The organism is Micromonospora cathayae, from assembly GCF_028993575.1.
GTDB classification, from domain to species: domain Bacteria; phylum Actinomycetota; class Actinomycetes; order Mycobacteriales; family Micromonosporaceae; genus Micromonospora; species Micromonospora cathayae.
Genome location: NZ_CP118615.1, coordinates 4,245,718 through 4,270,024 on the forward strand (window position 1 = coordinate 4,245,718; position 24,307 = coordinate 4,270,024).

21 protein-coding genes and 1 pseudogene are annotated in these 24,307 nt (G+C 72.9%); 11 read left to right on the plus strand and 11 right to left on the minus strand.

All coding sequences use genetic code 11. From position 1 onward, the window contains the following. Nucleotides 1–144: 144 nt before the first annotated feature. Nucleotides 145–309 (minus strand): annotated as a pseudogene (locus PVK37_RS19405) (helix-turn-helix domain-containing protein); the annotation flags it as partial. Nucleotides 310–788: 479 nt separating this feature from the next. Here PVK37_RS19405 and PVK37_RS19410 point away from each other — a divergent pair. Further along, entirely contained in the window at nt 789–1,640 is an 852-nt protein-coding gene (locus tag PVK37_RS19410; protein WP_275028913.1) for a class I SAM-dependent methyltransferase, read from the plus strand. 31 nt (nt 1,641–1,671) lie between these two features. Further along, nucleotides 1,672–2,301: a hypothetical protein gene (locus PVK37_RS19415; protein WP_275028914.1), complete on the plus strand. Its 630-nt coding sequence runs from the start codon at nt 1,672–1,674 to the stop codon at nt 2,299–2,301. 10 nt (nt 2,302–2,311) lie between these two features. Here the strand turns inward: PVK37_RS19415 and PVK37_RS19420 are convergent, their stop codons facing one another. Both PVK37_RS19420 and PVK37_RS19425 read right to left on the minus strand, forming a co-directional pair. Beyond that, nucleotides 2,312–2,470 (minus strand): hypothetical protein, encoded by a 159-nt coding sequence (locus PVK37_RS19420; protein ID WP_275028915.1) that lies wholly within the window; start codon nt 2,468–2,470, stop codon nt 2,312–2,314. Between the two features lie 27 nt (nt 2,471–2,497). Continuing rightward, the gene (locus tag PVK37_RS19425; RefSeq protein ID WP_275028916.1) at nt 2,498–3,157 is read right to left on the minus strand and encodes an MSMEG_1061 family FMN-dependent PPOX-type flavoprotein; all 660 of its coding nucleotides are present in this window, start codon (nt 3,155–3,157) and stop codon (nt 2,498–2,500) included. A 319-nt stretch (nt 3,158–3,476) separates the two neighbouring features. On the opposite strand from PVK37_RS19425, the gene PVK37_RS19430 reads away from it, so the two are divergent. The 3 genes from PVK37_RS19430 (at nt 3,477) to PVK37_RS19440 (ending at nt 6,614) form a co-directional block, all read left to right on the plus strand. Next, on the plus strand, nt 3,477–5,060 hold the full coding sequence (locus tag PVK37_RS19430; RefSeq protein ID WP_275028919.1) for a S8 family peptidase: 1,584 nt from the start codon (nt 3,477–3,479) through the stop codon (nt 5,058–5,060). A gap of 158 nt (nt 5,061–5,218) precedes the next feature. Continuing rightward, entirely contained in the window at nt 5,219–5,662 is a 444-nt protein-coding gene (locus tag PVK37_RS19435) for a hypothetical protein (RefSeq protein WP_275028920.1), read from the plus strand. 88 nt (nt 5,663–5,750) lie between these two features. Next, the gene (locus PVK37_RS19440; protein ID WP_275028922.1) at nt 5,751–6,614 is read left to right on the plus strand and encodes a helix-turn-helix domain-containing GNAT family N-acetyltransferase; all 864 of its coding nucleotides are present in this window, start codon (nt 5,751–5,753) and stop codon (nt 6,612–6,614) included. A 172-nt stretch (nt 6,615–6,786) separates the two neighbouring features. Here the strand turns inward: PVK37_RS19440 and PVK37_RS19445 are convergent, their stop codons facing one another. From PVK37_RS19445 to PVK37_RS19475, 7 genes are all read right to left on the minus strand, one after another. Beyond that, nucleotides 6,787–7,134: a hypothetical protein gene (locus PVK37_RS19445; protein WP_275028924.1), complete on the minus strand. Its 348-nt coding sequence runs from the start codon at nt 7,132–7,134 to the stop codon at nt 6,787–6,789. 52 nt (nt 7,135–7,186) lie between these two features. Beyond that, entirely contained in the window at nt 7,187–8,077 is an 891-nt protein-coding gene (locus PVK37_RS19450) for a helix-turn-helix domain-containing protein (protein WP_275028925.1), read from the minus strand. A 129-nt stretch (nt 8,078–8,206) separates the two neighbouring features. Beyond that, nucleotides 8,207–11,473 (minus strand): helicase HerA domain-containing protein, encoded by a 3,267-nt coding sequence (locus tag PVK37_RS19455; RefSeq protein ID WP_275028926.1) that lies wholly within the window; start codon nt 11,471–11,473, stop codon nt 8,207–8,209. Then, nucleotides 11,470–12,249, minus strand: a complete 780-nt coding sequence (locus PVK37_RS19460; RefSeq protein WP_275028928.1) for a hypothetical protein — start codon at nt 12,247–12,249, stop codon at nt 11,470–11,472. Before PVK37_RS19460 ends, PVK37_RS19455 begins: the two co-directional genes overlap by 4 nt. Continuing rightward, nucleotides 12,236–13,624 (minus strand): endonuclease domain-containing protein, encoded by a 1,389-nt coding sequence (locus PVK37_RS19465; RefSeq protein WP_275028930.1) that lies wholly within the window; start codon nt 13,622–13,624, stop codon nt 12,236–12,238. The genes PVK37_RS19460 and PVK37_RS19465 overlap by 14 nt, the downstream gene beginning before the upstream one ends. A gap of 316 nt (nt 13,625–13,940) precedes the next feature. Further along, nucleotides 13,941–15,074: a peptidoglycan recognition protein family protein gene (locus PVK37_RS19470; protein ID WP_275028932.1), complete on the minus strand. Its 1,134-nt coding sequence runs from the start codon at nt 15,072–15,074 to the stop codon at nt 13,941–13,943. A gap of 148 nt (nt 15,075–15,222) precedes the next feature. Next, on the minus strand, nt 15,223–16,167 hold the full coding sequence (locus PVK37_RS19475) for an ATP-grasp domain-containing protein (protein ID WP_275028933.1): 945 nt from the start codon (nt 16,165–16,167) through the stop codon (nt 15,223–15,225). A gap of 204 nt (nt 16,168–16,371) precedes the next feature. On the opposite strand from PVK37_RS19475, the gene PVK37_RS19480 reads away from it, so the two are divergent. From PVK37_RS19480 to PVK37_RS19505, 6 genes are all read left to right on the plus strand, one after another. Then, entirely contained in the window at nt 16,372–17,199 is an 828-nt protein-coding gene (locus tag PVK37_RS19480) for an amidohydrolase family protein (protein WP_275028935.1), read from the plus strand. Continuing rightward, nucleotides 17,196–17,951, plus strand: coding sequence for an amidohydrolase family protein (locus tag PVK37_RS19485; protein ID WP_275028936.1), 756 nt, complete (start codon nt 17,196–17,198; stop codon nt 17,949–17,951). Before PVK37_RS19480 ends, PVK37_RS19485 begins: the two co-directional genes overlap by 4 nt. Continuing rightward, a complete protein-coding gene (locus tag PVK37_RS19490; RefSeq protein WP_275028938.1) occupies nt 17,948–19,060 on the plus strand; it encodes a hypothetical protein in 1,113 nt (370 codons plus the stop codon). The genes PVK37_RS19485 and PVK37_RS19490 overlap by 4 nt, the downstream gene beginning before the upstream one ends. Then, entirely contained in the window at nt 19,053–20,054 is a 1,002-nt protein-coding gene (locus PVK37_RS19495; RefSeq protein WP_275028939.1) for a Gfo/Idh/MocA family protein, read from the plus strand. Before PVK37_RS19490 ends, PVK37_RS19495 begins: the two co-directional genes overlap by 8 nt. Before the next feature lie 75 nt (nt 20,055–20,129). After that, complete coding sequence (locus PVK37_RS19500) at nt 20,130–21,524, plus strand: galactose-binding domain-containing protein (RefSeq protein WP_275028941.1); 1,395 nt, start codon at nt 20,130–20,132, stop codon at nt 21,522–21,524. A gap of 147 nt (nt 21,525–21,671) precedes the next feature. After that, entirely contained in the window at nt 21,672–22,982 is a 1,311-nt protein-coding gene (locus PVK37_RS19505) for a hypothetical protein (RefSeq protein WP_275028942.1), read from the plus strand. Here PVK37_RS19505 and PVK37_RS19510 read toward each other — a convergent pair. Next, on the minus strand, nt 22,967–24,295 hold the full coding sequence (locus PVK37_RS19510) for an aspartate aminotransferase family protein (RefSeq protein WP_275028943.1): 1,329 nt from the start codon (nt 24,293–24,295) through the stop codon (nt 22,967–22,969). The genes PVK37_RS19505 and PVK37_RS19510 overlap by 16 nt on opposite strands. Nucleotides 24,296–24,307: the final 12 nt, after the last annotated feature.

Consider the following 24,307-nt stretch of genomic DNA (forward strand, 5'->3'; position numbering starts at 1 on the left):
CGGTGCTGGTAGACCGCGAAGGCGTACGCGCGCGAGGTAGGAGTGCCACCAGCCGCTGGCCTTGGTCTGGGCGGCGAGGTTGGTCAGGGCGTCGGAGAGTTCGCGGGTGGCCCCGTACAACTCGCAGATGAAGCGGACGTCGACCGGGCGGACCGGACCGAGGCCGCTCTCGATGCGCCACATCTTCTGCCGGCTGCACCGCAGGGCTTCGGCCGCGGCGTCCAGGGTGATCTGGGCTTCGATGCGCAGGTCCTTGAGGGCGCGCCCGAGTTGTCGTCGGGGGACGGTGGATCCGGGGTCCTCGGCCATGGGGTTCCTCTCGTGTCGATTTTGTTACATCGCGCCGCCACTGGTGGAACGTGGAATCGTCGCCCGGACAGGAGAGGAGGAACGGGCAGTCATGGCGTCGCGGTCGCTGCTTCGGACCTTACTGGAAAGTGCTCGGAGTCGCTATTTCCGTGCAATTCCCATGAGGTGTTACAAAGACTCGGCGCGGTTAGTACAAAAAGCTCGGTGTGGCGGGCGGCTCGGGCCGTCGGGTGCCGGTCCAGCTCGGTACGGACGTCCTCGACCGGGCGGTCCAGCGGCTCGGCACCCCGGGCGTCCGCCGACTCCCGTACCTCGGGGGTGACCTGGCGGGCGGCCAGGCGCTGCGCCGAACCGGTCGGATCACAAGGGGTGACCCGCCGGCCGGCACCTCAGCCTGGCGTGCGCGAGCAGCATCATGTTGACGATGCCCTGAGCAGAATTGCTCGCTTCCCGGTCTGTGCTGCCGGCAGGCTGGCGCAATGGGCGCGGGTTTCAGCGGTGAGGTGGCGACGTACTACGCGAGGCACCGACGCGGTTACCCGCCCGAGGTGCTCGATGCCCTCGTCGGAGCGTTCGGCCTCGGCCCCGGAGACACGGTGGTCGACCTCGGCTGCGGCACCGGTCAGTTGAGCCTCCCGCTCGCCGCCCGGGTGGGGGCCGTCATCGGGGTGGACCCGGAGCCGGACATGCTGGCCCTGGCCCGCCAGGCCGCCCACAACACCGCAAGACCCGACGCTGCAAGACCCGACGCCACGTGGCTGCTCGGTGATGACAGCGACCTGCCCGCATTGGGCCGGCTACTCGGCGACCGGATGATCGGCGCGCTGACCGTTGCCGTCGCCATCCACTTCATGGACCGCGACGCGCTGTTCAGGGCCGTCCGACCGATGCTGCGTCCAGGCGGCGGCATCGCCGTGGTCACCAACGGCGCACCGCTGTGGCTACAGGACGCCGAGTGGTCCCGGGTACTGCGCGAATGCCTGGAACGGCTGATCGGGCACCCGGTCACCGGGACGTGCCAGACCGACGGGGCCGGCCGCCTGCGCAACCGGGACGCCCTCGTCCGCGCCGGCTACCGGTACGCGGAGTCGCTGGTGGAGTACGACGCTCCGCTCACCATCGACGACATGGTCGGCGGCGTCTTCTCCGCCATGTCGGCCGACCGGCTGCCCTCCACGCCGGACCGGGCCACCTTCACCGAAGAGGTCCGCGACGCCCTCGGCGGGCGCGACCGGGTCACCGAGCGGGTCCGCGTCTGGCTACAGTTCGGCACAACCGGGTCTGCCCGGTCAGGTCGGCCGTCTGCCTCAGGGCGGACGCGTCCGGCATGATCGTCGGCGACTCCGCGAAGGGAAGGGCCGTATGACCCCGACGACCGGCAACCCGCCCTCCGGCGACCGCCCCCATCCGGCCCCGGTGCGCCAGCCGCCCGGCCGGCGGTGGGCGGCCCGGCTGGCGGTGGCCGCCCTGGCCGTCTGGGCCACCGTCGACCTGCTCCGCGCCGTCCTCGCCGTCGGGCGGTACGAAGCGCGCATCCTCGTCGTCACCCACGGCGCGCCAGACCTGGGGCTGCCCGTGTTCGCGTACGAGCTGTTCGACTTCCTGCTGCCGATCGGCCTGGAGGTGCCGACGGTGGCCGACCGGGCGTGGCTGCTCGTCACCGCCGGCACGGCGGTGGCCGTCCTCGGCTGGCTGCGGCAGGCCCGGCCCGCCGTCGCCGCGCCGGACGTTCCGGCCCGGCGGTGGCTGGTGAGCCTGCTCGTCGCGGGCGGCCTCCACCTGCTCGTCCGGGTCTACGATGCGCTGATCGCCGTGGGCGGCCCGGCCCACGGCACCGCGCTGGACACCCGCCCGGTCGCCTACCCACTGTGGACGGCCGGCACGGTCTCCGTCGTGGTCGCGGCGGCCCTCGGTGTACGGGTGGTGCGTCGGGCCGGCGGGCTGCCGGCGGTGGACGACAGCCCCGGCGGGCGGCCACCCGTCCGAGCGTGAACGGCGACCGTCAGAGCGCGTCGCGGAGCGCGGCGAGCACACACGTCAGCCCGAACGCGCCCGCCACCAGACCGATCCGCCCCCACGGGACGTCGTCGGTGGGGCGTACTCCGATCGACACCGACACGCCCGTCGAGGCCGCTGCCAGCAGGCACGCGGCGAGGCTCAACGCCCGGTAGGCGACGGCGAACCCCGACTACTCGTACCGGTACCTCAGCGCGTCCGCCTCCGTCCGCTCGATGTCGGCGATGGTCAGCCCTGGGGTCCGCAGCTGGGCGAGTGTCACCTCGGCCGAGGTCGGTTGGGCGTCCGCCGGCAACCACTGCTCCGGCTTCCAGGCCCCGCCGCGCAGCAGCGACTTGGGGCAGTGCGGATAGACCTCGTCGATTCCCAGCACCAGCGCACTGACCGGCGGCTTGCCCACGGCGGTCAGCTGCGACAGCAGCTCGGGGCGGGTGGAGACGCACGCCCGGCCGTTCATTCTGAGCGTGGTGGTGCGCCCCGGGATGACGAACAGCAGCCCGGCCCGTCCGGTGGCGATGACGTTCTGCAGGGTGTCCAGACGCTTGTTGCCGGTGGCGTCCGGGATCGCCACCGTGCGGGCGTCCAGGACGGCGACGAAACCGGCGGGGCCGCCGCGGGGGGAGACGTCGCAGTTGCCCTCGGCGTCCACGCTGGCGACGAAGACCAGCGACGAGCAGGCGATCAACCGTCGGGTCTGCTCGGTCAGTTCGGTCATCTGCTTCCGTACGGCCGCGTCGTTGGGACGTTCGTACACCCGCCGCAGCGCCGCCTGGTCGGGCACGGCGTCGCGGCGCAGCGAGTCGAAGGCGCTGGTGGTGGGGGCCGGCTTCATGCAGCCGACCCTAGTGCTCCGACCGGGCCGACGACCGACCCGGATCGACATGCGTCGAGCGCGCCGGATGATCTCGAACGCTTCGGGCCCATGCCGGGTAGCTGCGCGCGGTGGCTCTGACCGGTCTCCTCCGCCCCCGCGTGGCGGACACCGTCCAGAGCCGGCGGGCCGCAGGTAGGGCCATACTTCGGGTGATGTCATTGTTCCCTTACGCAGTGAAGTCCGTCAATTGACTGGCGATTGGGGCGCGGATATCCTGGCGCGGCGATTCACGTTCTCCACGGTTTCCCACACCAGCATCGGCACGGAAGGGATCACCATGAAGAGAGTCGGCGTAACCCGGCGACGGCGGTTGGTCGGTGCGATCGCGACAGCCGGTATGGCCGCCCTGTTCCTGTCGGCGACCGCGTCCCCGGTGGCCGCGGCGGAGGGTCGGATCCTCGGTGCCGGCAACCCGGATGCCATCCCCAACAGCTACATCGTGGTCTTCAAGGAGAGCAGGGCGGCTGACACCCGGGCGGCGACCCGTCAGCTGGCGGCGAAGTTCGACGTGCGGGTGGAGCACACCTACTCGCACGCGGTGCGCGGGTTCGCCGGCACGATGAGCCCGGCCGACGCCCGCCGGCTCGCGGCCCAGCCCGAGGTGGCGTACGTCGAGCAGAACGCCGAGGTGCGGACCACCGCGACCCAGCCGAACCCGCCGTCCTGGGGGCTCGACCGGATCGACCAGCCGGACCTGCCGCTGAACAGCAGTTACACGTACCCGAACACGGCGGGCAACGTCCGGGCGTACGTGATCGACACCGGCATCCGGACCACGCACACCGACTTCGGCGGCCGGGCGTCCTGGGGTACCAACACCACCGGCGACGGCAACGACTCCGACTGCAACGGCCACGGCACGCACGTGGCGGGCACCATCGGCGGCGCGGCGTACGGGGTGGCCAAGGAGGTGTCGCTGATCGCGGTCAAGGTGCTCAACTGCGCGGGTTCGGGCAGCTGGGCAGGGGTGACCGCCGGGGTGGACTGGGTGACCGCCCACCACGGCCCCGGGGTGCCGGCGGTGGCGAACATGAGTCTCGGCGGCACCGGCAGCAACACCACGCTGGAGAACGCCGTCCGTAACTCGATCGCCGACGGTGTCGTCTACGCGCTCGCCTCGGGCAACAACAACAGCGACGCCTGCAACTTCACCCCGGCCCGGGTGCCCGAGGCGATCACGGTCAACGCCAGCACCCGCACCGACGCGCGCGCGTCGTTCTCCAACTGGGGCACCTGCACCGACATCTTCGCCCCGGGCGAGGGCATCACCTCGGCCTGGCACACCGGCGACACCGCGACCAACACCATCAGCGGCACCTCGATGGCCAGCCCGCACGTGGCCGGCGCCGCCGCCCTGGTGCTCGGTGCCAACCCGGGGCTGAGCCCGGACCAGGTCGCCGGCACCCTCTACGCGAACGCCACCCCGAACAAGATCACCAGCCCGGGTACCGGCTCGCCGAACCGGCTGCTGCACGTTCCCTCCGGCACCGTCACGCCCGGTACGGCCACCCTCTACCGGCACGTGAACGGTCCCGACCACGTCAGCAGCACCAGCGTCTCGATCGGCGGCTACACCCGTGAGGGTCCCCTCGGGAAGGTGCACAACCAGGCCGTCGCGGGCACGAAGCCGATCTACCAGTGCATCGTCGGTGGTTGGGACTACATGACCTCCCTTGACTCGAACTGCGAGGGCCAGGGCCGCGCCGGCCTCATCGGCTACGTGTACGACTCACCGCCGGCCCAGCCGCACCAGGCGTTCTACCGCTGCCTGGTGCGGGGCAACGCCGACCACTTCGACTCGAACGACGCCAACTGTGAGGGCCAGATCGCCGAGGGCCTGACGGGTTACCTGCTCCTCTGAGCCGAGCCTGACCGGTTCCGTTCCGACCCGTCCGACGGGGTCGCGGTGCGCGCGCACCGCGACCCCGTCCCGGGCAACGTCACCGGCGCCCGAAAGACGCCCGCGGGACATAGTCTCTGCACCGGGTGAGAACGGTCCGACAGCGAAACGGGGACGACATGGCGGCCGGTGCGGGCACGACGAGCCAGGACGGGCGGATCCTGCGGTCGCTCGTCGTGCGGACGGGAGTGGGGCTTCAACTCCTGCTCGGGCTCTGCTACTGCGCCGCGCTCGTGCTCTACGTCGTGGCGCGACTGACCATCGGCGGGCATGAGGCGGTCACGGGCGGGAACCACGATCCGAAGGACCTCGCCTCCGGGATCCTCGGTCTCGTCGTGCTGGTCCTGCACGCGTTCGCGGTGATCGGTGCGATCGTCGGCCCCGGGCCGGCGGTCGTGCTGGGGCCGCTGATCCTGGTGGGTGTGCTACTCCTGGCTCCGGCCGCGCGGAGGGACGCCCTGACCCGGCCTCCGGTGGTGCTGGCGCTGGGAGTGTTCGCGGTCGCCGTGATCCTCAGTGGCGTGGATGCCGTCCCGGACGTCCGGCACTGGCTGCTGGACTGAGCTGGGACCGGTCCAGGGGAGTTCCGGCGTGCGCCCCGCGTCGGCGTGCGCGCCGACTTGTCTGACTCCGGTCAGCTAACCTCGGCGGGTGGAGCCTGACCTGATCGAGCGGGTACGCGACTTCAACCGCTTCTACACCGAGCGCCTCGGCCTGCTCACCGATCACTACCTCGGTCTCGACCGCCCCCTCGGGCCGTCCCGGCTGCTCTGGGAGATCGGCGACCGGGCCGCCGTCCGTCACCTACGCGACCGCCTCGGCCTCGACTCCGGCTACCTGAGCCGGCTGCTGCGATCCCTCGAGGAGCAGGGCCTGGTCCGCGTCGCCCCGCACCCCACCGACGGGCGGGCCCGGATCGCCGAACTCACCGACGCCGGCCGACGGGAACGCGAGATCCTCGACGACCGGTCCCGGGCCGGCGCGACCGCCCTGCTCGGCGAACTCGATGCGGGCCAGCAGCAGGAACTGGTGGCCGCCCAGCAGCAGATCCGGCGGCTGCTCCGGTTGGCGACCGTCACGATCACCCCGGTCGCGGCGGACGACCCACGGGCCTGGTGGTGCCTGCGCCGTTACGCGGCCGAGCTGGCCGGACGCTTCCCGGAGGGCTACGACGAGGCGACCTTGACCCCGCCCGAGGAGCTGACCGGAAGCATCCTGCTCGCCTGCGAGGACGGCAGACCCGCCGGGTGCGGGGCGTGGGTCCACCTGGCGCCCGGGGTCGCGGAGATCCGTCACCTGTGGACCGACGTCACCTGTCGGGGCCTCGGCCTGGGCAGACGCCTCATGGAGCGGCTGGAGGCCGACGCCGCCGAGCACGGCGTGGGCACCGTCCGGCTGGGCACGCACCGTGCACTCGCCGAGGCGATCGCGCTGTACCGCAGCAGCGGTTACCACCAGATCGCCGCCTACAGCCCCTCGCCGTACAACCAGCTCTGCTTCGAGAAGTCCCTGTGATCGTGGGGATTCCACCCGGCGGGGTGGGACCTCACCGGTCGGGTTGTCGTCTGCTCGCGAAGGACCCGGAGCACCGGCCGACGACGGACGGGTTCAGCGGCTGCTGTCGTCCGTCGCCGGGCCGGTGCCGGACGGGTACGCGCCGACGTACCCGGACCGGTCTGCCTGCCGGCTAGTCGCAGCGGAACGGGACGACCGCGCTGGCGGTCTCCGCGCCACTGGTGACCGTCACCTGCACCTGGGTCTGGTCGGTCAACGAGCAGTACCCGGTGACCCACTGCCCCTCGGTCTCGTCCAGGTAGGTGAACGGCATCAGCGACTTCCAGGTGTAGAGGTAGTCGCCGGTGCCGCCGCTGGCCGAGGCGTTGCAGGTGAAGTTCTCCCACGGGGTGTTGAACCCGATATCGATTCTGCAGCTACCCTTGACGGTCAGTGTGGTGGCGGCTGCCGGAGCGGCGACCGTCGTGCTGCCCAGCACGGTCGCGGCCACGGCCACGGCGGCTTTGGTGAGCACGTGCATCGGATCTCCCTTCGTCGGTTCACGGTCGGATGGCTGTGCGTCGATCCGGCGGTCAGTCGTGCCGGAGCTCCCCGATGACCTGTTTGATCAGGTCGATGGAGTCGCTCTCGTTGAGGGCCAGCCGGTCCAGCCCCCGCCAGGTGTCCTCGTACGCCTGCACCTCGTCCGGCTTGTCCAGGTAGAGCGCTCCGGTGAGCGACTCGTGGTAGACCACCGACGGTTCGGCGGCGGCCCGACCGCCCCGGGGGGTGGGGAAGTCGAGGATCACGAAGGTGCCCGCCGCCGCGCCCGGTGGCGGCCCGGCGGCCAACGGCAGGACACGGACCGACACGTTGCCCGGTCCGCTCGCGTCGACGAGGTGCTGCAACTGCGCGGTCATCAGGGCGGGCCCGCCGACCGTGCGCCGCAGCACCGCCTCGGAGAGGATCTGCCGGACCCGGGGCGCGGTCGGCGTACGACGGGTCAGCAGGGCCTGCCGGCGCAGCGTGAAAGCGACCGCCCGGTCCCGTTCCGTCTCGCCGGCCCGGGGGTGGTCGAGCCGGTGCAACGCCTGGGCGTACTCCTGGGTCTGCAACAGGCCGGGGACCACCGACTCACCGTGGCCCCGCAGGTGCGCGGCGGCGGACTCCAGGCCGACGTACAGCTCGAACCAGGCCGGCAGCACGTCGGCGTACCCCTGCCACCAGCCCTTCGCCCGGGTCTGTACGGCCAGTGCGCGCATCGACTCGGTCAACTCCGGTGACACCCCGTACAACTCGCACATCGCCCTGACGTCGAGGACGCGGACCGATCCGGTGCCGGACTCGATGCGCCAGATCTTCTGCCGGCTGTACTCCAGCGCCTCGGCGGCGGCGTCGAGCGTGACACCTGCCTCGGTGCGGAACTGGCGCAGCAGCCGACCGAGCTGTCGGCGGGGCACCGTCGATCCGATGTCTTCCGGCATCCGGATACTCCTTGATTTCACGTGGCGACACTGCGTGACGTGCCCTGCAACGTGTATAGGTTCCGGATACGGAAGTCAAGCCGTACGGCCGTGTCCGGCGACGGATCGTCATCCTGGTGCGACGAAGCGTCACCGTGACCGGGCGATCACCTCCTCCGGGCTCAGCGGCGCGGACGGGTGGTGGCTCAGGCACATGGGCGTCCGTACCTTGACCAGTGGGCTGCCCTCCCCGGCGGCGTAGAACTCCCCGCTGCCCAGCAGACCGATGTCCGGCAGCCGGCCGCCCTTGGCCTGCGCCAGCCCCCGGGCCGCCTCGATCTGCGCGGGGGAGTTCAGCAACCCGAAGAACTGGCTGGTCGCGTTACCGGAGATCTGGTTGTGCAGCCCCTTGGGGGCCTGGGTGGCGAAGACCAGCCCCAACCCGTACTTGCGGGCCTGCGAGGCGAGCGCGATCGAGCTGGCCGTGCACGCCGTGTGACCGGTCGACGGGGCGAGCGTCTGCGCCTCGTCCATCACGAACAGACCGCCCAGCGGACGGTCCCCGGCCGGATGCCGCCGGATCCAGGCGAACAACGCCATCTGGAGCTGGTTGACGAAACTCTGCCGCTGCTGGTCGGAGGTCAGCCCGACGAAGCTCACCACCGACACCCGGGCCCGTCGGCCGGGCGTCGGAGTGAGCAGCATGCCCGGGTCGGCGGGAGCGCCGATGCCACCGAAGAGCGGGTCGGTGACCATCGCCGCCTTCAACGTCTCGGCCACCTCGTGGGCCAGCTTCTCCGCGCGGGCCATCCGGCTCACCCCGTCGGGCAGGTCGGCGAGGAACTCGGTGAAGCCGGGCAGGCCGAGCATGCCGCTGCGCGCGTACGCCTGCAACGCCTCGGTGAGCACCGCCCGGCCCTGCTGGGCGAGTTTCGTCGTACCGGCCACCCCGGCCCGGGGCGCGAGCGCCTCCACCGCCGACCGGATCGCCTGGTCGAACTCGTCGGGCGAGTCCCGGACCGGCGTGAAGTCGGGCAGCGGCTGGAAACTCAACGGCCGGCCGGCGGTGACCCGGGGCGTCCAGACCACCACCTCGGTGTGGTCCAGGTAGTCCCGGGCCCGGTCCTCGTCACCGGGCAGCCAACCGGCCGGCGGGCGCGGCCACGGGTCGCCCAACCGGGCCAGGTCGTTGTTCGGGTCCAGCACGATCGCCGAGACGCCCTGCCGGGCGCACTCCTCCACCAACCGCCGGATCAGCACGGTCTTGCCGGAACCCGAGCCGGCGAAGATCACGCTGTGCCGGCGCAGCGAGGCGAGGTCCACCTCGAACGGGCGACCGTCCGTGACGACGTGGCCCAGCCGGATCGTCGGCCGGTGCCCGCCCGGGACCGGCCCGACCACGGCCGGCGACGTGGCCGCGTCCCCGGCCGCCCCGGCCGGGTTCCCGCTGGTCGACGGCGCGACCGGGTGCGCTGCGGGCGGTGGCCCGGCCGAGTCCCGGGTGGTCGGCGAGGAGGCCGGCCGGGCGGCGGTCGGGGCCGACCGGCTGCCGGCCGGGTCACCCAGCACCGCCCGCAGCAGGGTGGTGCGGCTGGCCGGCCGTCGGGCGACCAGCCAGTCCGGGTACGCCGGGTCCGCCTCGGCGGCCAGCGCCCGCAGCGCGGCGAAGACCCGCAGGTCGTCGTCGGTGACGGCGTGCACAGTGCCCCCGGCCGCGTGGAACGCCGTCAGCACCTCGGTGGTCCGCCGACCGCTGGGCCACGGCCCGTTGCGCAGCAGCACCAGCCGCCGCTGCGGCACCTCCCGGTCCAGCCCGGCCATCGTGCAGGCGGCCCGGACCCGGCTCAACACGGCGATCGCGTTGTCGCTGGTGACCGCCCGGAAACACCAGTGCGCCTCGTTCTCGGTGGCCTCGTCGAGCACCTCGACCAGCCGGCCGTGCAGGGCCGGTTTCCGTCCGGGCGGTGGGTCGTGCCGGTACGTCGCACCGGTCGGTGCCTGCTCGCCGATCCACGCGGCCAGGCCCGCCCCGAGCAGTTCCGGCATCCGGACGTCCTCGGTGTCGGGCCGCATCGCGTCGGTGCCCCGGGCCGCCGTGACCAGCTCGGTGAACCGGGCATCGAGCCGGCCCAGCCGGTCCGGTCCGCCGGGTCCGGCCTTCCTGTCCGACCTGGTGGAATCAGCCGGGTCGGCAGCGGCCGGTGGTGGGTCCACGGTCGCCGGGCCCACCTCGATCAGCCGGGTCAGTTCGGTGACCTCGTTCCGCTCCCGGCACGCCGTGACGTGCCGGTCGACCCGGCGCAGCAGCGCCCGCGGCGTGAGGTCCGGGGCGTCGGCGAACGCCCCGGGCGCGATCGGCCAGGTCGGATGGGGTGGGGTGAACCGCAGGTCCCGGTACGCCGCGGTGAACCGCTTCTCCACGATCGCCCGCCCGATCTCCGGGGTGGGGATCCGGTCCGGCAGGACGGCGGTGCGGAACCGGTCGGCGACCGGGGTGGGTGCGCTGCGGGTGAGCAGCGTCCAGGTGTCGGGAAGACAGGAGAGGACGGTCAGTGTCCGGCGGGTGACGTCCCGCAACGTCAGCAGCCCGTCGGCGACCGGCCCGACCGCCCGGGCGGTCGCCTCCTCCAGCCCCTCGTGCCGGTCGAAGAACGCCGTGCTGGTCTGCGCGAAGAGGGTGTCGAGCTGGTCCACCGCGATGATGGTCGGCTCCAGGGTCAGCGCCGCCAGCCGGGAGATGTCCTGCACGATCTGCTGCGGGGACCGCACCGGCCCGGCCAGCCCCCAGAACGTACGGGCCGCCGGATCGCCCGGCTCCGAGATCAGGTGCGCGTACCCGACGTCCTGGGCCTCGTACTCGGCAGAGCCGTGCAGCACCAGCGCCCGCGCGGTGTCCTGCGCGTCCCGGCCGACCTCCCGGTCGTAGCCGCGCAGCGCCCGGACGAAGACGTCCAGGTCGGCCCGGGTGATCGGGGTACGGCCGGCGACCGCGTCCCGCACCGGCGCGGGAACGCCGAACTGGGCCGAGAGCCGGCGCAGCAGGGTGGTGAGCTGGGTGCCCCACCCGATCGCGTCCCGACCCAGGCCCTCCACCAGAGCGAGCGCCACGCTCTCCCAGAACGTCCTCCCGTTGATCAGGTTGACCAGGAAGAAGTAGCCGCCCTTGCGTTGGATCTGGTCGCGTACCGCGCCGAGCAGATGCGTCTTGCCCGAGCCGGCCCGCCCCTGCATCGCCACGCCGAGCGGCTGACCGACGTCGGCCCGACGTGCCCGCCCGACCCCGTGCAGGATGTCGCGGACCACCTGCTCGTGCAGTTCCGGCACGTCGTACGGGGACGGCCGCCAGACGTCGTCGGGGGTGGCCGCCGGGTTGAAGCTGAGCGCCTCCAGCGCGGCGCGTTCGTTCGGCCCGATCATGCCGCCCCGATCGACAGGGCGTGGTTCTCCTCGTCACCGATCCGGACCGCGGCCGCCCGGTCCCGGGCGGTCAGGGACTTGGTGTTGGCGACCGGGATGATCCGGACGTCGGGCTGGCGTACCAGGCCGCGCAGTGCCGCGTCGACCACGTCCCGGTCGACCTCGTCGAGGAGTTCGCGCAGGTCGGCCAGGCCCACCCAGTCCCCGGGGGTGACCGCCAGCTCGCGGTAGGCCGCCCGGACCAGCGCCTGCGGGTCACCGAACGGGTCACCCTCGGGGACCGCTGCGGGGTCGTCGGCCGGTGCCGCACTCCCGGCCCGGGTGGGATCACCGGTCCCCGCCACGCTGACGGCGTTGTCGATGGTGCCAGCGTTGTCGGCCGGCCCGAAGTCCGGTCCGGCGTCCGGCCCGGGGGAGCCCGGCCGGAAGAAGTCGGCGGGGCTGATCTGCCGCCCGGCCAGCGCGCGGTGCACGTTGCCGAGGACGGTCAGCAGCGAGCGGGTGGCCGAGCCGGCCTGGCGCGGCGGCCGCGCGGCGTGCAGGTGCCGCGCGACGTGCCAGCCGCGTTCGGTCAGCTCGTGCGAGAAGGGCCGCTGCGACCGGTCGGTGGTGACCAGGCCGAGCTTCACCAGTTTGGCGTTGTCCGCCCCGGTGAGCGCGAAACCGGCCAGCTCACGCAGCTCGGTGTTGGTCAGCTCGCGCGCCTCGACCATCAGCACGACCAGCGCGTTGATCTGGTTGGGCGTCAGGTTCGGCAGAGCCTCAACGGTCGACATGGTGCCTCGTCCCCTCGTATCGCACGCCGGCCGCGCGTCGTCCGGCCAGCAGGTCCCGGATGGTGCCCACCACCGCGTCCACGTCGGTGAGCACCTGGTCGTTGGTGAACCGGAGCACGTCGTGCCCGAGCAGTTGGAGCTGGGCGTCGCGGTGCCGGTCGTCGGCGTACCGCACCCGCTCCCGGTGCTCCGGGCCGTCCACCTCCACCACCAGGCCCTCGGCGGGCCAGAACAGGTCGAGCCGGTACGGCCGGGCCAGGGTGTGCCAGGTCAGGGTGTGGTTCCAGTGCCGGCCGCCGGCCCACCCGTGCCGGGCGAGCGCCCGTTCCAGGGTCTGCTCGGCGGCACTGTCGGCACGCGGCAGCCCGGAGCGCGGCGGCACCCGCAGGGACGGCGGCTCAGCGGGCCCGGAAGCACCGACCGGTGGCCGGACGGCACCACCGGACGCGTCGACCGCTCCGGGACCCGGCGGTGCCGGTGCCGCACCGACGGTGCCGGCGGCCGGCCGTGCCGGATCGACGCGGGCGGGGGCCGGGGTCGGCGGTGTCGTGTCGAGCGGGGCGGGACCGGGGGCCGGCGGTGCCGGTGTCACGTCGGGCGGGTCGGGCAGGGTGACCGTGTGGAGCCGGTCCACGGTACGCAGCGGTGCCCCGGTGAACCAGACCGCACACCGTCCATGCTGGACGAACCACTCGGCGGCGGCGCTCAGCGCGTACTCGTCGGCCGGGGTGAACCCGTCCGGTACCCGGACCAGCAGGACCACCGACCGGCGGTCGCAGGCTTCGGCGAGAACCCGGACCAGACCGGCGGCGCGTACCTCGGCGGGGAAGCGGGCCCGGTCCGTCCGGCCGGCCCGCCACCGGTCCGTGGTCGTCCCGGACCGGCCGAGGGGCTTCGTCGTCCCGGGCCGGCTCAGGTCGGTCGTCGGCCCAGTTCCGGCGTGGTCCGTCGTCGGCCCGGCTTCGGTGTGGCCGGTCGGCGGCGTGGGGTGGGCGTGGCCGGCTGCCGCGGTACGCAGGGCCCGCTCGGCCAGATCGGCCAGGAACGGGCCGAAGCCACGGGACCGGCTCGCCACCTCGGCGGCCAGCGCGCGTGCCGCCCCGACGCTCAGTGTCCCGGGGCCGTCGAGCCGGTCCGCGCCGGGCAGCCAGTGGGGAAACAGCGCGACGGCGGCCCGGTCCGTCGCGTCGAGGAGCGCGGCCACCTGGCCCGCCGGATGCGGCCCGGCCGGCGGCCGGTACCGCAGCACCGCCGGGGCGTCGGCGGGCAACGGGTCCAGGGCGAGTTCCAGGTGGTCCGGATCCACCCCGGCCAGTTGACAGACCCGGTACGCGGGCAGCGCCGTCCACCATGGAGCGGTTTCCGCGTACGTCACGTCGTGACGATACGTCCGCGCCCGGATGCGTGCGGTGGCACCCCGGTCGGTGGTGTGCGTCGTCGGTGGCGTGCCGGTCGGTGGCGTGCGCCCGGCGGTGGACTGCTCGTGACGTCCACCGCCGGGCGTCTCCCCACCACCAGGCGTGGCGGTCCAGCCAGCCTGGACGGATGAGTACGGTCGGCCCCGGGCCGGTCGGCGGTGCTCCGGTCGGGGTCCGGCCGCCGAAAGTGGCCGATCGGAGCCGGCTGCCGATGGTGCCGGTCGAGGTCGGCTGCCGATGGTTTACCGGTCGGGGTCGGGTCGGGTGGTGGGCTCAGGCCGCCCGGAACGACTGCCGGACCACACCGCCGACGATCGCGCACCAGGTACTGGTGGTGACCTTGCCGTTGGGGGCGAGGCCGTGCAGCCGCTGGATGTCCTTGACGGCGTGCTTGGTGGCCGGGTCGTACGCGCCGGTGACCGTGACGTCGGCGTAGCCCTTGGCGTTGAGGATCTCCTGTACCGCGCTGATCGGCAGGCCGGTGGCGTGCTTGTCCAGTTCGGGGGCGAGGGTTTCCCAGGTCGGGCCGGTGAGGGTGGCGTCGACGTCGACCGGGATGCCGTTGCGCGCCTGCCAGTCCTGGACGGCGGTCACGGTGGCGGCGTCGAAGGCACCGGTGACGGTGACCGGATAGCCGCGGTGGGCGAGCAGGTACTGGGCGACCCGCACCACCGGGCCGCCGACGAAGCGCCAGATGTCCGGCCAGCGCCGGGCCGGTACGTCGGCCAGGTCGGTGCCGAGGGCGGTGAAGACCTTCCGTCGCAGGGCGGGGAACTCCCGGTAGAACATCGCCCCCGGGCACAGGGTGGCGCGGAAGTCCCAGTGCCCGAAGATGTCGTGGGCGTGCAGACCGTACTGGCGGCAGATCGCCGTGCACAGCTTGACCAGGGAGTCGAGCAGCGCCTGCGGCGGCGTCTCGGTGACGTAGGTGCCCTCGTTCTCGATGCCGATGGCCCGCCCGTTCTCGCCCGGACAGTGCGCCGAGACCATCTGCCGTTCGCCGGCCGCGAGCGTGTCCAGGCTGCCGCGCCGGCCCTCGAGGACGTAGCCGCCCCGGCTGACCGTGAAGTGCTGCCCGGTGTCGGACCAGCCGTTGCCGTCCATGTGCAGGTCCTGGCAGCTCTTGGCGAGCCGGATCGCCTGCTCCTGGGAGTAGTCGATGGTGTTGGGGAAGGCCATGTGGTGCACGATGATCTTGTTGGTCGGGATGGTGCTGACCGCCAGCGGGTCCTTCGGCGGTCGGGCCCCCCACTCGTCGCAGCTCAGGATCCAGTCCAGGTCCGTGCCGGGCGCGGCGTGCGCGGCCCGCGGCAGCGCGAACCCGCTCCCGACCACCGCGACCGCCGCCGTGCCGAGACCCGCCCGCAGCAGGGTCCGGCGGTCCAGTTCCGGGTTGTCGAAGATCATGTTCTCTCCTTGGCCAGCCGACGACGGCACGGGACCTGTAAAGGAGCTACAAGTTCCGTACGCGCCATGGAGAATATTGCCGGCTGGGCGGCAGCGCTAGGGGGCAACCGGGACGAGAATCGACCGAACCGGATGAGTAACGTGCCGGTCAGCTCCGTGGGAGCGGTCCGCCGACCCGGTCGGTCGACGACGTCGCCCGCGTGACGAAGCCGCGCAACGCGTCCACGACCCGCCCGGCCGCCCCGGGTGTGAGGTCGAGGAAGAGGGCGGGTTCGATGAGCTCCAACTCGATCAGCAGCGGCCCGTCCGCGCTCTCGACGATGTCCACCCGGGCGTAGGCCGGTGCCGGCACCGGCAGCGCGGCCAGCACCCGCCGGGCGAAGTCGACCAGCGCCGGCTCCGGGGTCGTCGCCACCACCTCCTGGCTGTCCGCCAGCGAGTGGTCGGTGGCCGGCGCGGCGTCCGGGCGCAACAGCCCCCGCTTCCGAACGGCGTGCGTCACGACGCCACCGACCAGGTAGACCCCGGTCTCCCACCGGGTGTCCACGCTCGACAGGTACGGCTGCACCAGCACCGTCTGCCCGGCGTCGAGCAGCACCCGGGTGTGCGCAACGGCGGCGGCCGGATCACTGAACCGTCCCGCCCCCAAGGCGCCGGCGCTCCGGCTGGGCTTCACCACCACGTCCCCGGTCGCGGCGTACCCGGCCACCGCCGACTCGACGGCGGTGGCCGGATCGGCCGCCGTGACGAACCGGGTCGGCAGGATCGGCACGCCCGCCGCCGCCAGCTCGGCCAGATACCGCTTGTCGCAGTTCCACCGAACGATCCCGGCCGGGTTCAGCAGCGTCGTGTGCCGTTCGACCTCGTCGGCCCAACGCAGGAAGGCATCGACGTCCGCCAGGTAGTCCCAGGTCGACCGGATCAGCACCAGGTCGTACTCCGACCAGTCCACCGTCGGGTCGTTCCAGACCACGACGTCCGCGGCCGCGAACGGGGCCAGCGCCGGCACGAGTTCGGCGTCCGGCCCCAGATCCGGTACGGCCGCACAGGTGGCCAGCGCGATCCGGGGACGGGACGGGACACGGTCAGTCACGACGGCTCTCCTCGCTCGTGGGATTGCCCGGACACTCTGCCACCGATGACCAGGACCGGGCCACCGGCCAGGGGAGCAGGTATGGGCCCGGTGCTGTGCAAGGCCGCGCACCCCATGCGCCGGTGGCCCGCGATATACCGGTGGTACCCGACGGAAGGACCCGGTGATGCTCCCTGACCTGCTGCGACGTTCACCCGCCCGAGCGTGCGTAGCGGAGCGCCGCGCCGGGCGGTCGACGGCGGCGTGCGCGCCGACGGGTACCCCGACATGATCGACAGCCATGTCCGGTTCGGGGACGACCTCGGCGTCACCGACGTCGACGCCCTACTACGGCTACTGGACACGCACGGGGTGCGGCGGGCCGTCCTGGGGCCGGTCGGTCGGTGGGTGGCGGTGGACAACCGCGAGGGCAACGAGACGATCGCGGCGGCGGTCCGGCACCACCCCGACCGGCTCGCCGGCTGGGCGGCGGCCAACCCGTGGTACGGCGTCCGGGCGGTGGACGACCTGCGGCGGGCTCTCGACGACGGCCTGGTCGGCCTGAAGCTGGCCCCGGCGCAGCAGGGTTTCCCGCTGCTGTCCCCGCTGGTGGACGGGTTGCTGCACGAGGTGGCGCAGCGCGCGGTACCGGTCTACGTGGTCACCGGGATCCCGGTGGCGGCCGAACCGTTCCAGCTCACCGAGCTGGCCCGCCGCTGGCCGACGGTGCCGTTCGTGATGGGCCGGTCCGGCCGTACCGACTTCGCCCTGGACCTGGTCCCGGCCCTGTCCGGGGCGGCCAACCTGGTCGCGGAGACCGCGTACAACGGCCCGGGACACCTGCGTCGGGTGGCCGAAGCGATCGGCGTCGACCGGATGCTGTTCGCCAGCGACCTGCCCGCCAACGACCTCGGGCTGGAGTTGGCCCGGGTCGACGACGCCGGGTTCGACGAGCCGGCCCGGGCACAGGTGCTGGGCGCGGTGGCGGCCCGACTGTTCGCCGGGCCCGGCTTCGCCGTCGGTGCCACGGCGGGACGGAGGACACCGGCGTGAGCTTCTTCGACATGCACACCCACCTGCCCACGGCGGATTCGGCGGCGGGGCGCGGCTGGCGGCGCGACGACGTCCTCGCCGCGATGGACGAGATGGGCGTGGCCCGGTCGGTGGTGATGACCTTCGACGGCCTGGTCGGTGACCCGCGTCCGGCCAACGACGCGGTCGCGGCGGCCTGCGCGGACTCCGGCGGGCGGCTCGTCCCGTTGGGCAGTGTCCACCCGCGCCGGCCCGACGCCGCCGACGAGGTGCGCCGCTGTGCCGGCGAACTCGGCTGTCGGGCGATCAAGCTGCATCCGTGGTTGCAGGGATTCTCCCCGGTTGAGGAGTGTCTCGACCCGGTGGCCGAGGCCGCGACGGAGACCGGGCTGCCGCTGGTCGTCCACGACGGCACCCCGCCGTACTCGTCACCGTTGCAGATCGCGTACCTGGCCGAGCGGTTCCCCGACCTGACCGTGGTCCTGGCGCACGGCGGGCTGTTCGACCTGTGGCGCGACGCTGTCGCCGCGGTCCTCCGGCACCCCAACCTGCACGTCACGCTGTGCGGCACGGCGCCGCTGGGCATCTTCCGGCAGATCGTCGCGCTCGTCGGCCCGGAGAAGATCAGCCTCGGCACGGACAGCGGCTACGGAGACCCGCACCTGACCCGGCACCGGCTCGCGGTGCACCGGCTGCTCCTCGCCGACCAGGACCCGGCGGCGGCCGCCGCCATGGCACACGGCAACGCCGAGCGACTGTTGAGGACCCGGTGACGACCACATCAGCCTGGATCTTTCCCTGGGACATCGTCGACCACGGGGTGCCGCTGACCGCCGGACTGGTCCGCGCCACCGGCCTCGACGCGGTGAACGTGGCGGTCAGCTACCACAGCTTCTTCGCCACGGTGCCGGACAACCCCCGGCGGCGGATCGTCGAGCTGCCGCGCAGCGCCGTCTACCACCGGCCGGACCGGGCGTGCTGGGCGGACAGCGCCGTCCGGCCGGTCGTGTCGCCCTGGGTGGACGAGATCGGGGACGCGTTGACCGTCGGCCGGCGGTTGGCCACCGCCGCCGACTGCGAGTTGACCGCGTGGACGGTGTGCCTGCACAACGGGCTCGGTCGGCGGTACCCGGAGCTGGCGGTCCGTACCCTGTGGGACGAGCGGGTCGAGGCGGCGCTCTGTGTCGCCGACCCGCTGGTCCGGGCGTACGTCGCCACGCTGGTGCGGGACGTCGGCGCCCGCGCCGACCGGGTGCAACTGGAGTCCGCGTACTGGATGCCGTTGCCGCACCACGGGCACGCCAAACTCACCGGGGCCGACCCCGACACCCTGGCCCGGCTCCTGTCGATCTGCTTCTGCGCGCACTGCCGCCGGGCCGCAGCGGCGGGCGGGGTGGACGTCGACGAGCTGGTCCGCCGGCTACGCGAGCGGTGGGTGCAGGCGTACCGGACACCCGACGGCGAGCCGTTGTCGCAGGTGCCGGGGTTCGTCGCGTACCAGGAGGTGCGCTGCGCGGCCGTCACCTCGCTGGTGGCGGAACTGGTGCGGGTGTGCCCGGTGCCGGTCGAGTTCGTCTCGGTCGGCGACCGGGCCGTGACCGGCGTGCGGCTCGCTGACATCGAACGGACCGGAGCGGCGGTACGGGTGCTCGCATACGGCCCACCGGAGCGGGTGCGGGCGGTGCTTGCCGCCGAGTCGCTCGCCCCGGACCGGCCGGACCGGCTGCACCTCGGTCTCTCCCTGCTGCCCGAGCACGTGCCCGACGAGGCGGTGTTCCGTGCGATGGTCGCCGGGACCCGGACGGCGCCCTCGCTGGCGTTCTACCACCTGGGGCTGGTCGACCAGCGGCGGCGGCGGTGGACGGCGGTCAGCGATGACTGACCGGCCGGTGCGCGCCGTCGTCCTCGGCTGTGGTGACATCGCGGCCACCGGACATCTGCCGGCGGTGGCCCGCAGCGCGGACGTGACCCTGGTCGGGGTGCTCGACAGCTCGGCGGAGCGCCGGCGGGCGGCGTCGGCGGCGTACCGGGTGCCGGAACTGCCCGACCTGGCGGCCGCCGTCCGGGCCGGCGCGGACGTCGCGGTCGTGGCCACCCCGCCGGAGGTCTCCCCGCACCTGACCATGGCGGCGGTGGCCGCCGGACTGGACGTGCTGTGCGAGAAGCCGATGGCGGTGGACCTGGGCACGGCCGAACGGGTCCGGACGGCGGTGGCGGCGACCGACCGGATCGTGCAGATCGGCTTCAAGAACCGGTTCTCCCCGCTGGTCCGGGCGCTCCGCCGGTGGGTGCGGGCGGGCCGGCTCGGCGCGCCGGTCGTCTACACCCTCGGCGGGTTCGACGAGCGGTACGACCCGGCCGACACCGTGCACACCGGGCGGATCGCGCACTTCCTCGCGCACGGGCCGTCCTTCGTGCACGAGGGCGCGCACTTCGCCGACTACCTGGCGTACGTGACCGGGGCGCGGCCGGTCGACGTACGGGCGTCCGGGGTGCGGTCCCGTCCCGACCTGCCGGCGGAGAACTTCGTCTCGGCCCTGGTCCGGTACGACAACGGTGACCTGGCCCGGCTGGAGATCGGTTGGCAGTTCCCGGTGTCGCCGCGGGGGGAGTTCCGGGCCCTCGGCCCGGACGGGGTGGTGCTGCTGGACCGTCCCGGCGGGGTCGCCACGCTGCACACCGCCGACGGCACCGAGCAGGTTCGCCTGGACCGTCCCTGGAACGACCTGTGTTTCGACGCGCAGCTGGCGCACTTCGTCGACTGCGTCCGGCGGCGGGCCACGCCGGAGACCTCCGTGGAGGCGGGTCTGGCGTCGCTGCGGCTGGGGCTGGCGGTCGCCGAGGCGACGGCCACCGGCGCGGTGGTGCCCGGCTGAGGAGGTGCTGACCAGCGGGTTTCAGGACAAGACCGGGTCTCACAGCGCAAGCCGGGTTGTCCGTACGGTCGGTGCGTGGCTGAGGAGCATGACGACTACCGCAATCTGAACGAGCGCCTCTTCGAGTGGCGCCGCGAGATCCTGGGCCGGATGGCCCGGTGGGACGAACTGGCGACGTTGCCCACCTTCCCCCGCGTCGACCTGGCCCGGGAGCCGGGCACCCGGGTACGGGTGGACAGCTTCCTGGGCACGGTCAACACCGACCGGGTCGCCGACGTCTACTTCCCGGTCGTGGACGCGGCGAAGGGGAGGTGCGAGCCCGGGGCGATCCCGTTCGCCACCGAGGCGGTCGACCAGCCGACCCTGGTCGAGCTGCGGGAGCGGTTCCCGCTCGCCGAGGTGGCCGGCACGGGCGACGACGTGTCCCGGGCCGTCCGGCTGCGGGACTGGATCAAGTCTCTCTTCCCGCACCACACGCCGTACCGGATGCCGGAGTGGAACGCCCTGCTGATCCTGGACCGTGGTTCGCGCGGGGTGGAACGCTTCATCTGCGTGCACTACTCCGTCTCGCTGGTGCAGTGCTGCCTGGCGCTGGGCATGCAGGCCCGGATGATCAACCTGCACCGGAGCATCGCGGACAACTACGTGATCGGGGACGAGGCGACCGCCGACCCGCCGGTCGACGAGCACGTGGTGGCCGAGGTGTGGAGCGCCGAACTGGGCAAATGGTTCATGCTCGACGTCGACTTCGACTGCCACTACGAACGCGACGGCGTGCCGCTGTCGGCCTGGGAGCTGCACCAGGCGTACGTGGCCGGCGAACTGGCGTCGGTGCGCTGCCGGCGGGGCCCGTACTCGGCCTCGTTCAACGCGTACGGCGAGACGCTCGACGACGAGGAGGGTTTCTTCGAGCGGACCCTGCCGTCGTACTACGCGCACGTCTCGGTGCTGATGCGCAACGACTTCCTGGCCGATCCGGACGGCCCGGTGACGGTGGCGCACCTGGTCGACGCGGACACCGGGCCGGTCCGCTGGCACCGGGGCTCGGACCTGCGGCTGCAACCGCACCTGCTGGGGCCGGTGGTGGTGGCCGAACCCTACCGCGACGACGTCACGCTGCTCACCGACGGCAACCTGCGCACCGGGTGGGCGTCCGACGAGGACGACGTCGAGCACTGGGTCGAGGTGACCCTGGCCGGGCCGCGGCTGCTCGGCCGGGTCGTCCTGCACTGGCCGGAGTACCGGATGTACTACCGCACGTCGGCCTGCTACCGGATCGAGGCGTGCGTGGCCGGTGCGTGGACCACGCTGGTGTCGGCCGAGCAGCCGGTGGAGGCCCCGTACACGGTGCACGACGTCGACGCCGCCGTGGTGACCGCGGTACGGCTGGTACAGCCGGCCGGCGGCGGCTTCCGGGAGCATCCGCAGCGGCTCTGGCTCAACCAGATCGAGCTGTACGGCCCGCGCTGACGACCGGGCTCGATGGCCCCGTTCTTGCCCTGGACCGGGCGCGGCGTTGCGCTGGCCACGCCGACGCCCGGTTCCGGGAGCCGCCGTGGGGCTAACGTCCCGGTCACCCCGGGCAACCCCTGGCCCGGACGATGGGAGGCATCCCGGATGTCCCGAAGAGTCCTGACCCTGCTCACCGCCGTCGTGACGCTGCTGTTGGCCACGGCGTCCCCGGCCACCGCGTCCGCCACCACGGTGGCGGCCGTCTCGACCACGATCGGCACCACCAACGTGACCCCGATGTGGGGTCCGCAACTGCCCAAGGTCGTCCACGACGCCAACTCCGGCTGGTACTACACCGCGACGATGGACGGCTCCGGCAGCGCCTACCCCTGGCAGGCCCGGATCTGGAAGTCGCCGAACGGCACCTCGTGGACGCTGGCGGCGACCCTCAACCAGTACGTCTACCAGCCCCCGGCGTTGCTGCTCGACTCCGGCAACCGGCTGTGGCTGACCGTCCCCTGCTACACCGGCGGCCAGTGCTACCCGGGTGTCACCCCGCTCGCCGGCGGCGTCAACCAGTACGTCTACCTGGTCCGGTTGCAGTTCACCACCGTGCTCGGCGACGGCTCGCTCAGCCTCACCACCTGGAACGACCACTCGGTGCGGACCACCAGCGCCGAGCGGTACTACGGCGGGATCGCCATCGACGACGACCGCCGCTACGTCTACCACGCGTACAGCCGGTCCAACTGGGACCTGTACGTCGCCCGGTTCGACACCTGGACCAACACCGAGACCGTCACCTACGTCGCCAGTCCGGGCGTCAACGAGGCGTACCTCTATCCCCGGGTGCGGCCCGGGACGGCCAGCGGCGAGGTGTGGCTGTCGTTCAACCAGACCGAGCTGAACACCGGCAGCAGCGCCACCATCCACGGGGTACAGCTCTGGCGCAGCACCGACGGCGGGGCGACCTTCCCGTCCCGGTTCATGGTCGCGTCCTGCCCCTCTCCGGACGGGACGGCCAACTGGTGTGACGCGGTGGACCTGGTCATCGACGGTGCGAACGCCCCGCACGTGCTCTTCTACAAGAAGATCTCCGGCGTCTCGCACCTGTACTACTGGAAGGGCAACGCCGGCTCGGTGACCCTGCCGGGCAGCCCGGTCGACCTGGGCGGCTACGACAACCACGCGCAGATCGTGCTCGGGGCCGCCGGGGAACGGTTCGTCTTCGGCACGCTCGCCGGCGCGCCGGACAACGTGCTGCGGGTGCTGCGCAGCACCACCGGCACGTCCTGGAGCACCGAGACGCACGCGGTCTCCGGTGCCGACCGCACCTACTCGCCGAACCTGATGCGGCGCGAGTCCGGCTCGTTCCACACCAACGGCAGCGAGATCTTCCGGATGCTGCTCTCCAGCAGACCGTCGGGCGGGAGTGTGTACTCCCGCCTCGACTTCCTGACCTACACCGCGACCTGACCCCGCAGCGCCCGCAGGGCGTCCGCGACCACCTCGAGGGTGCGGTCCACATCGTCGTCGGTGTGGGCCGCCGAGAGGAACCACAGGCCGCGTGGCACGACGTTGACCCCCCGGGCGAGCAGCTCCCGGTGCAGCACGCCCATGCCGGCCCGGTCGGTGGCGGCGAAGTCGCGGTAGTCGCGCACCGCCGCCGCCGGGGTCAGGTACGTCTGGAAGACCGGCCCCGGGCCGTCCACCAGCATCGGCACCCCGGCCTGCGCCGCCGCCTCGCGGATGCCGGCCATCAGCCGCCCGCCGAGCCGGTACAGGTGCGGGTAGATCGTGTCCCGGTCCCGTTCGATGGCGGTGAGGTTGCCGACCGCGGCGGCCATGCCGAGCGGATTGCTGTTGAACGTGCCGGCGTGCCCGACCTCGCCCCGGGTGACCACGTCCATCACCTCGCGTCGACCGGCGATGGCCGCGACCGGCAGGCCACCGGCGATCGCCTTGCCGTAGACGGCCAGGTCGGGGGTGACGCCGAGGTACTCCTGCGCCCCACCGGCCGCCAGCCGGAACCCGGTGATCACCTCGTCGAAGATCAACAGGCAGCCGTACGACCGGCACAGCTCCCGTACCGTGTCGAGGAACCCGGGGACCGGGGCGATGCAGCCGGTGTTGCAGAGCACCGGCTCCATGACGATCGCCGCGATCTCCGTCCCGTGCGCGGCCATCAGCGCGGTCAGCGTCTCCGCGTCGTTCCAGGGCGCGATGACCAGGTCACCGGCCGAGCTGCGCTGCTGTCCGCCGGTGCCGGGGACCGGGACCGGACTGTCCACCGGGCCGGCGGCGTCGACGGCCGGGTGCAGACTCCACAGGGCGGCGTCCAACCAGCCGTGGTAGTGCCCCTCGAACTTGAGGATCTTCTGCCGTCCGGTGGCCCCCCGGGCGATCCGCCACGCGCCGATCACCGCCTCGGAGCCGACCGTGTTGAACCGGACCAGGTCCGCCCCGGGCACCAGCCGGCACACCAGCTCGGCCGCCTCGACCTCCAGCGGGTGCTGCGCGGCGTACGCCTGACCCCGGCCGAGCTGCGCGGCCACCGCGTCCACCACGGCCGGGGCGGAGTGCCCGAGCAGCATCGGGCCCTGGGCGAGCACGTAGTCGACGTACTCGGTGCCGTCGACGTCCCACAGGCGCGCGCCGGCCGCCCGGTCCACGTAGAGCGGCACCCCCGGGCCGCGTCGGGCGTCGCTGGACACCCCGCCGGCAAGGACCCGCCCGGCCCGCTCGTACAGCGCGGCACTGCGCTGGCGCACCGGCTTTCCGTTCATCATGGTTACTCTCCG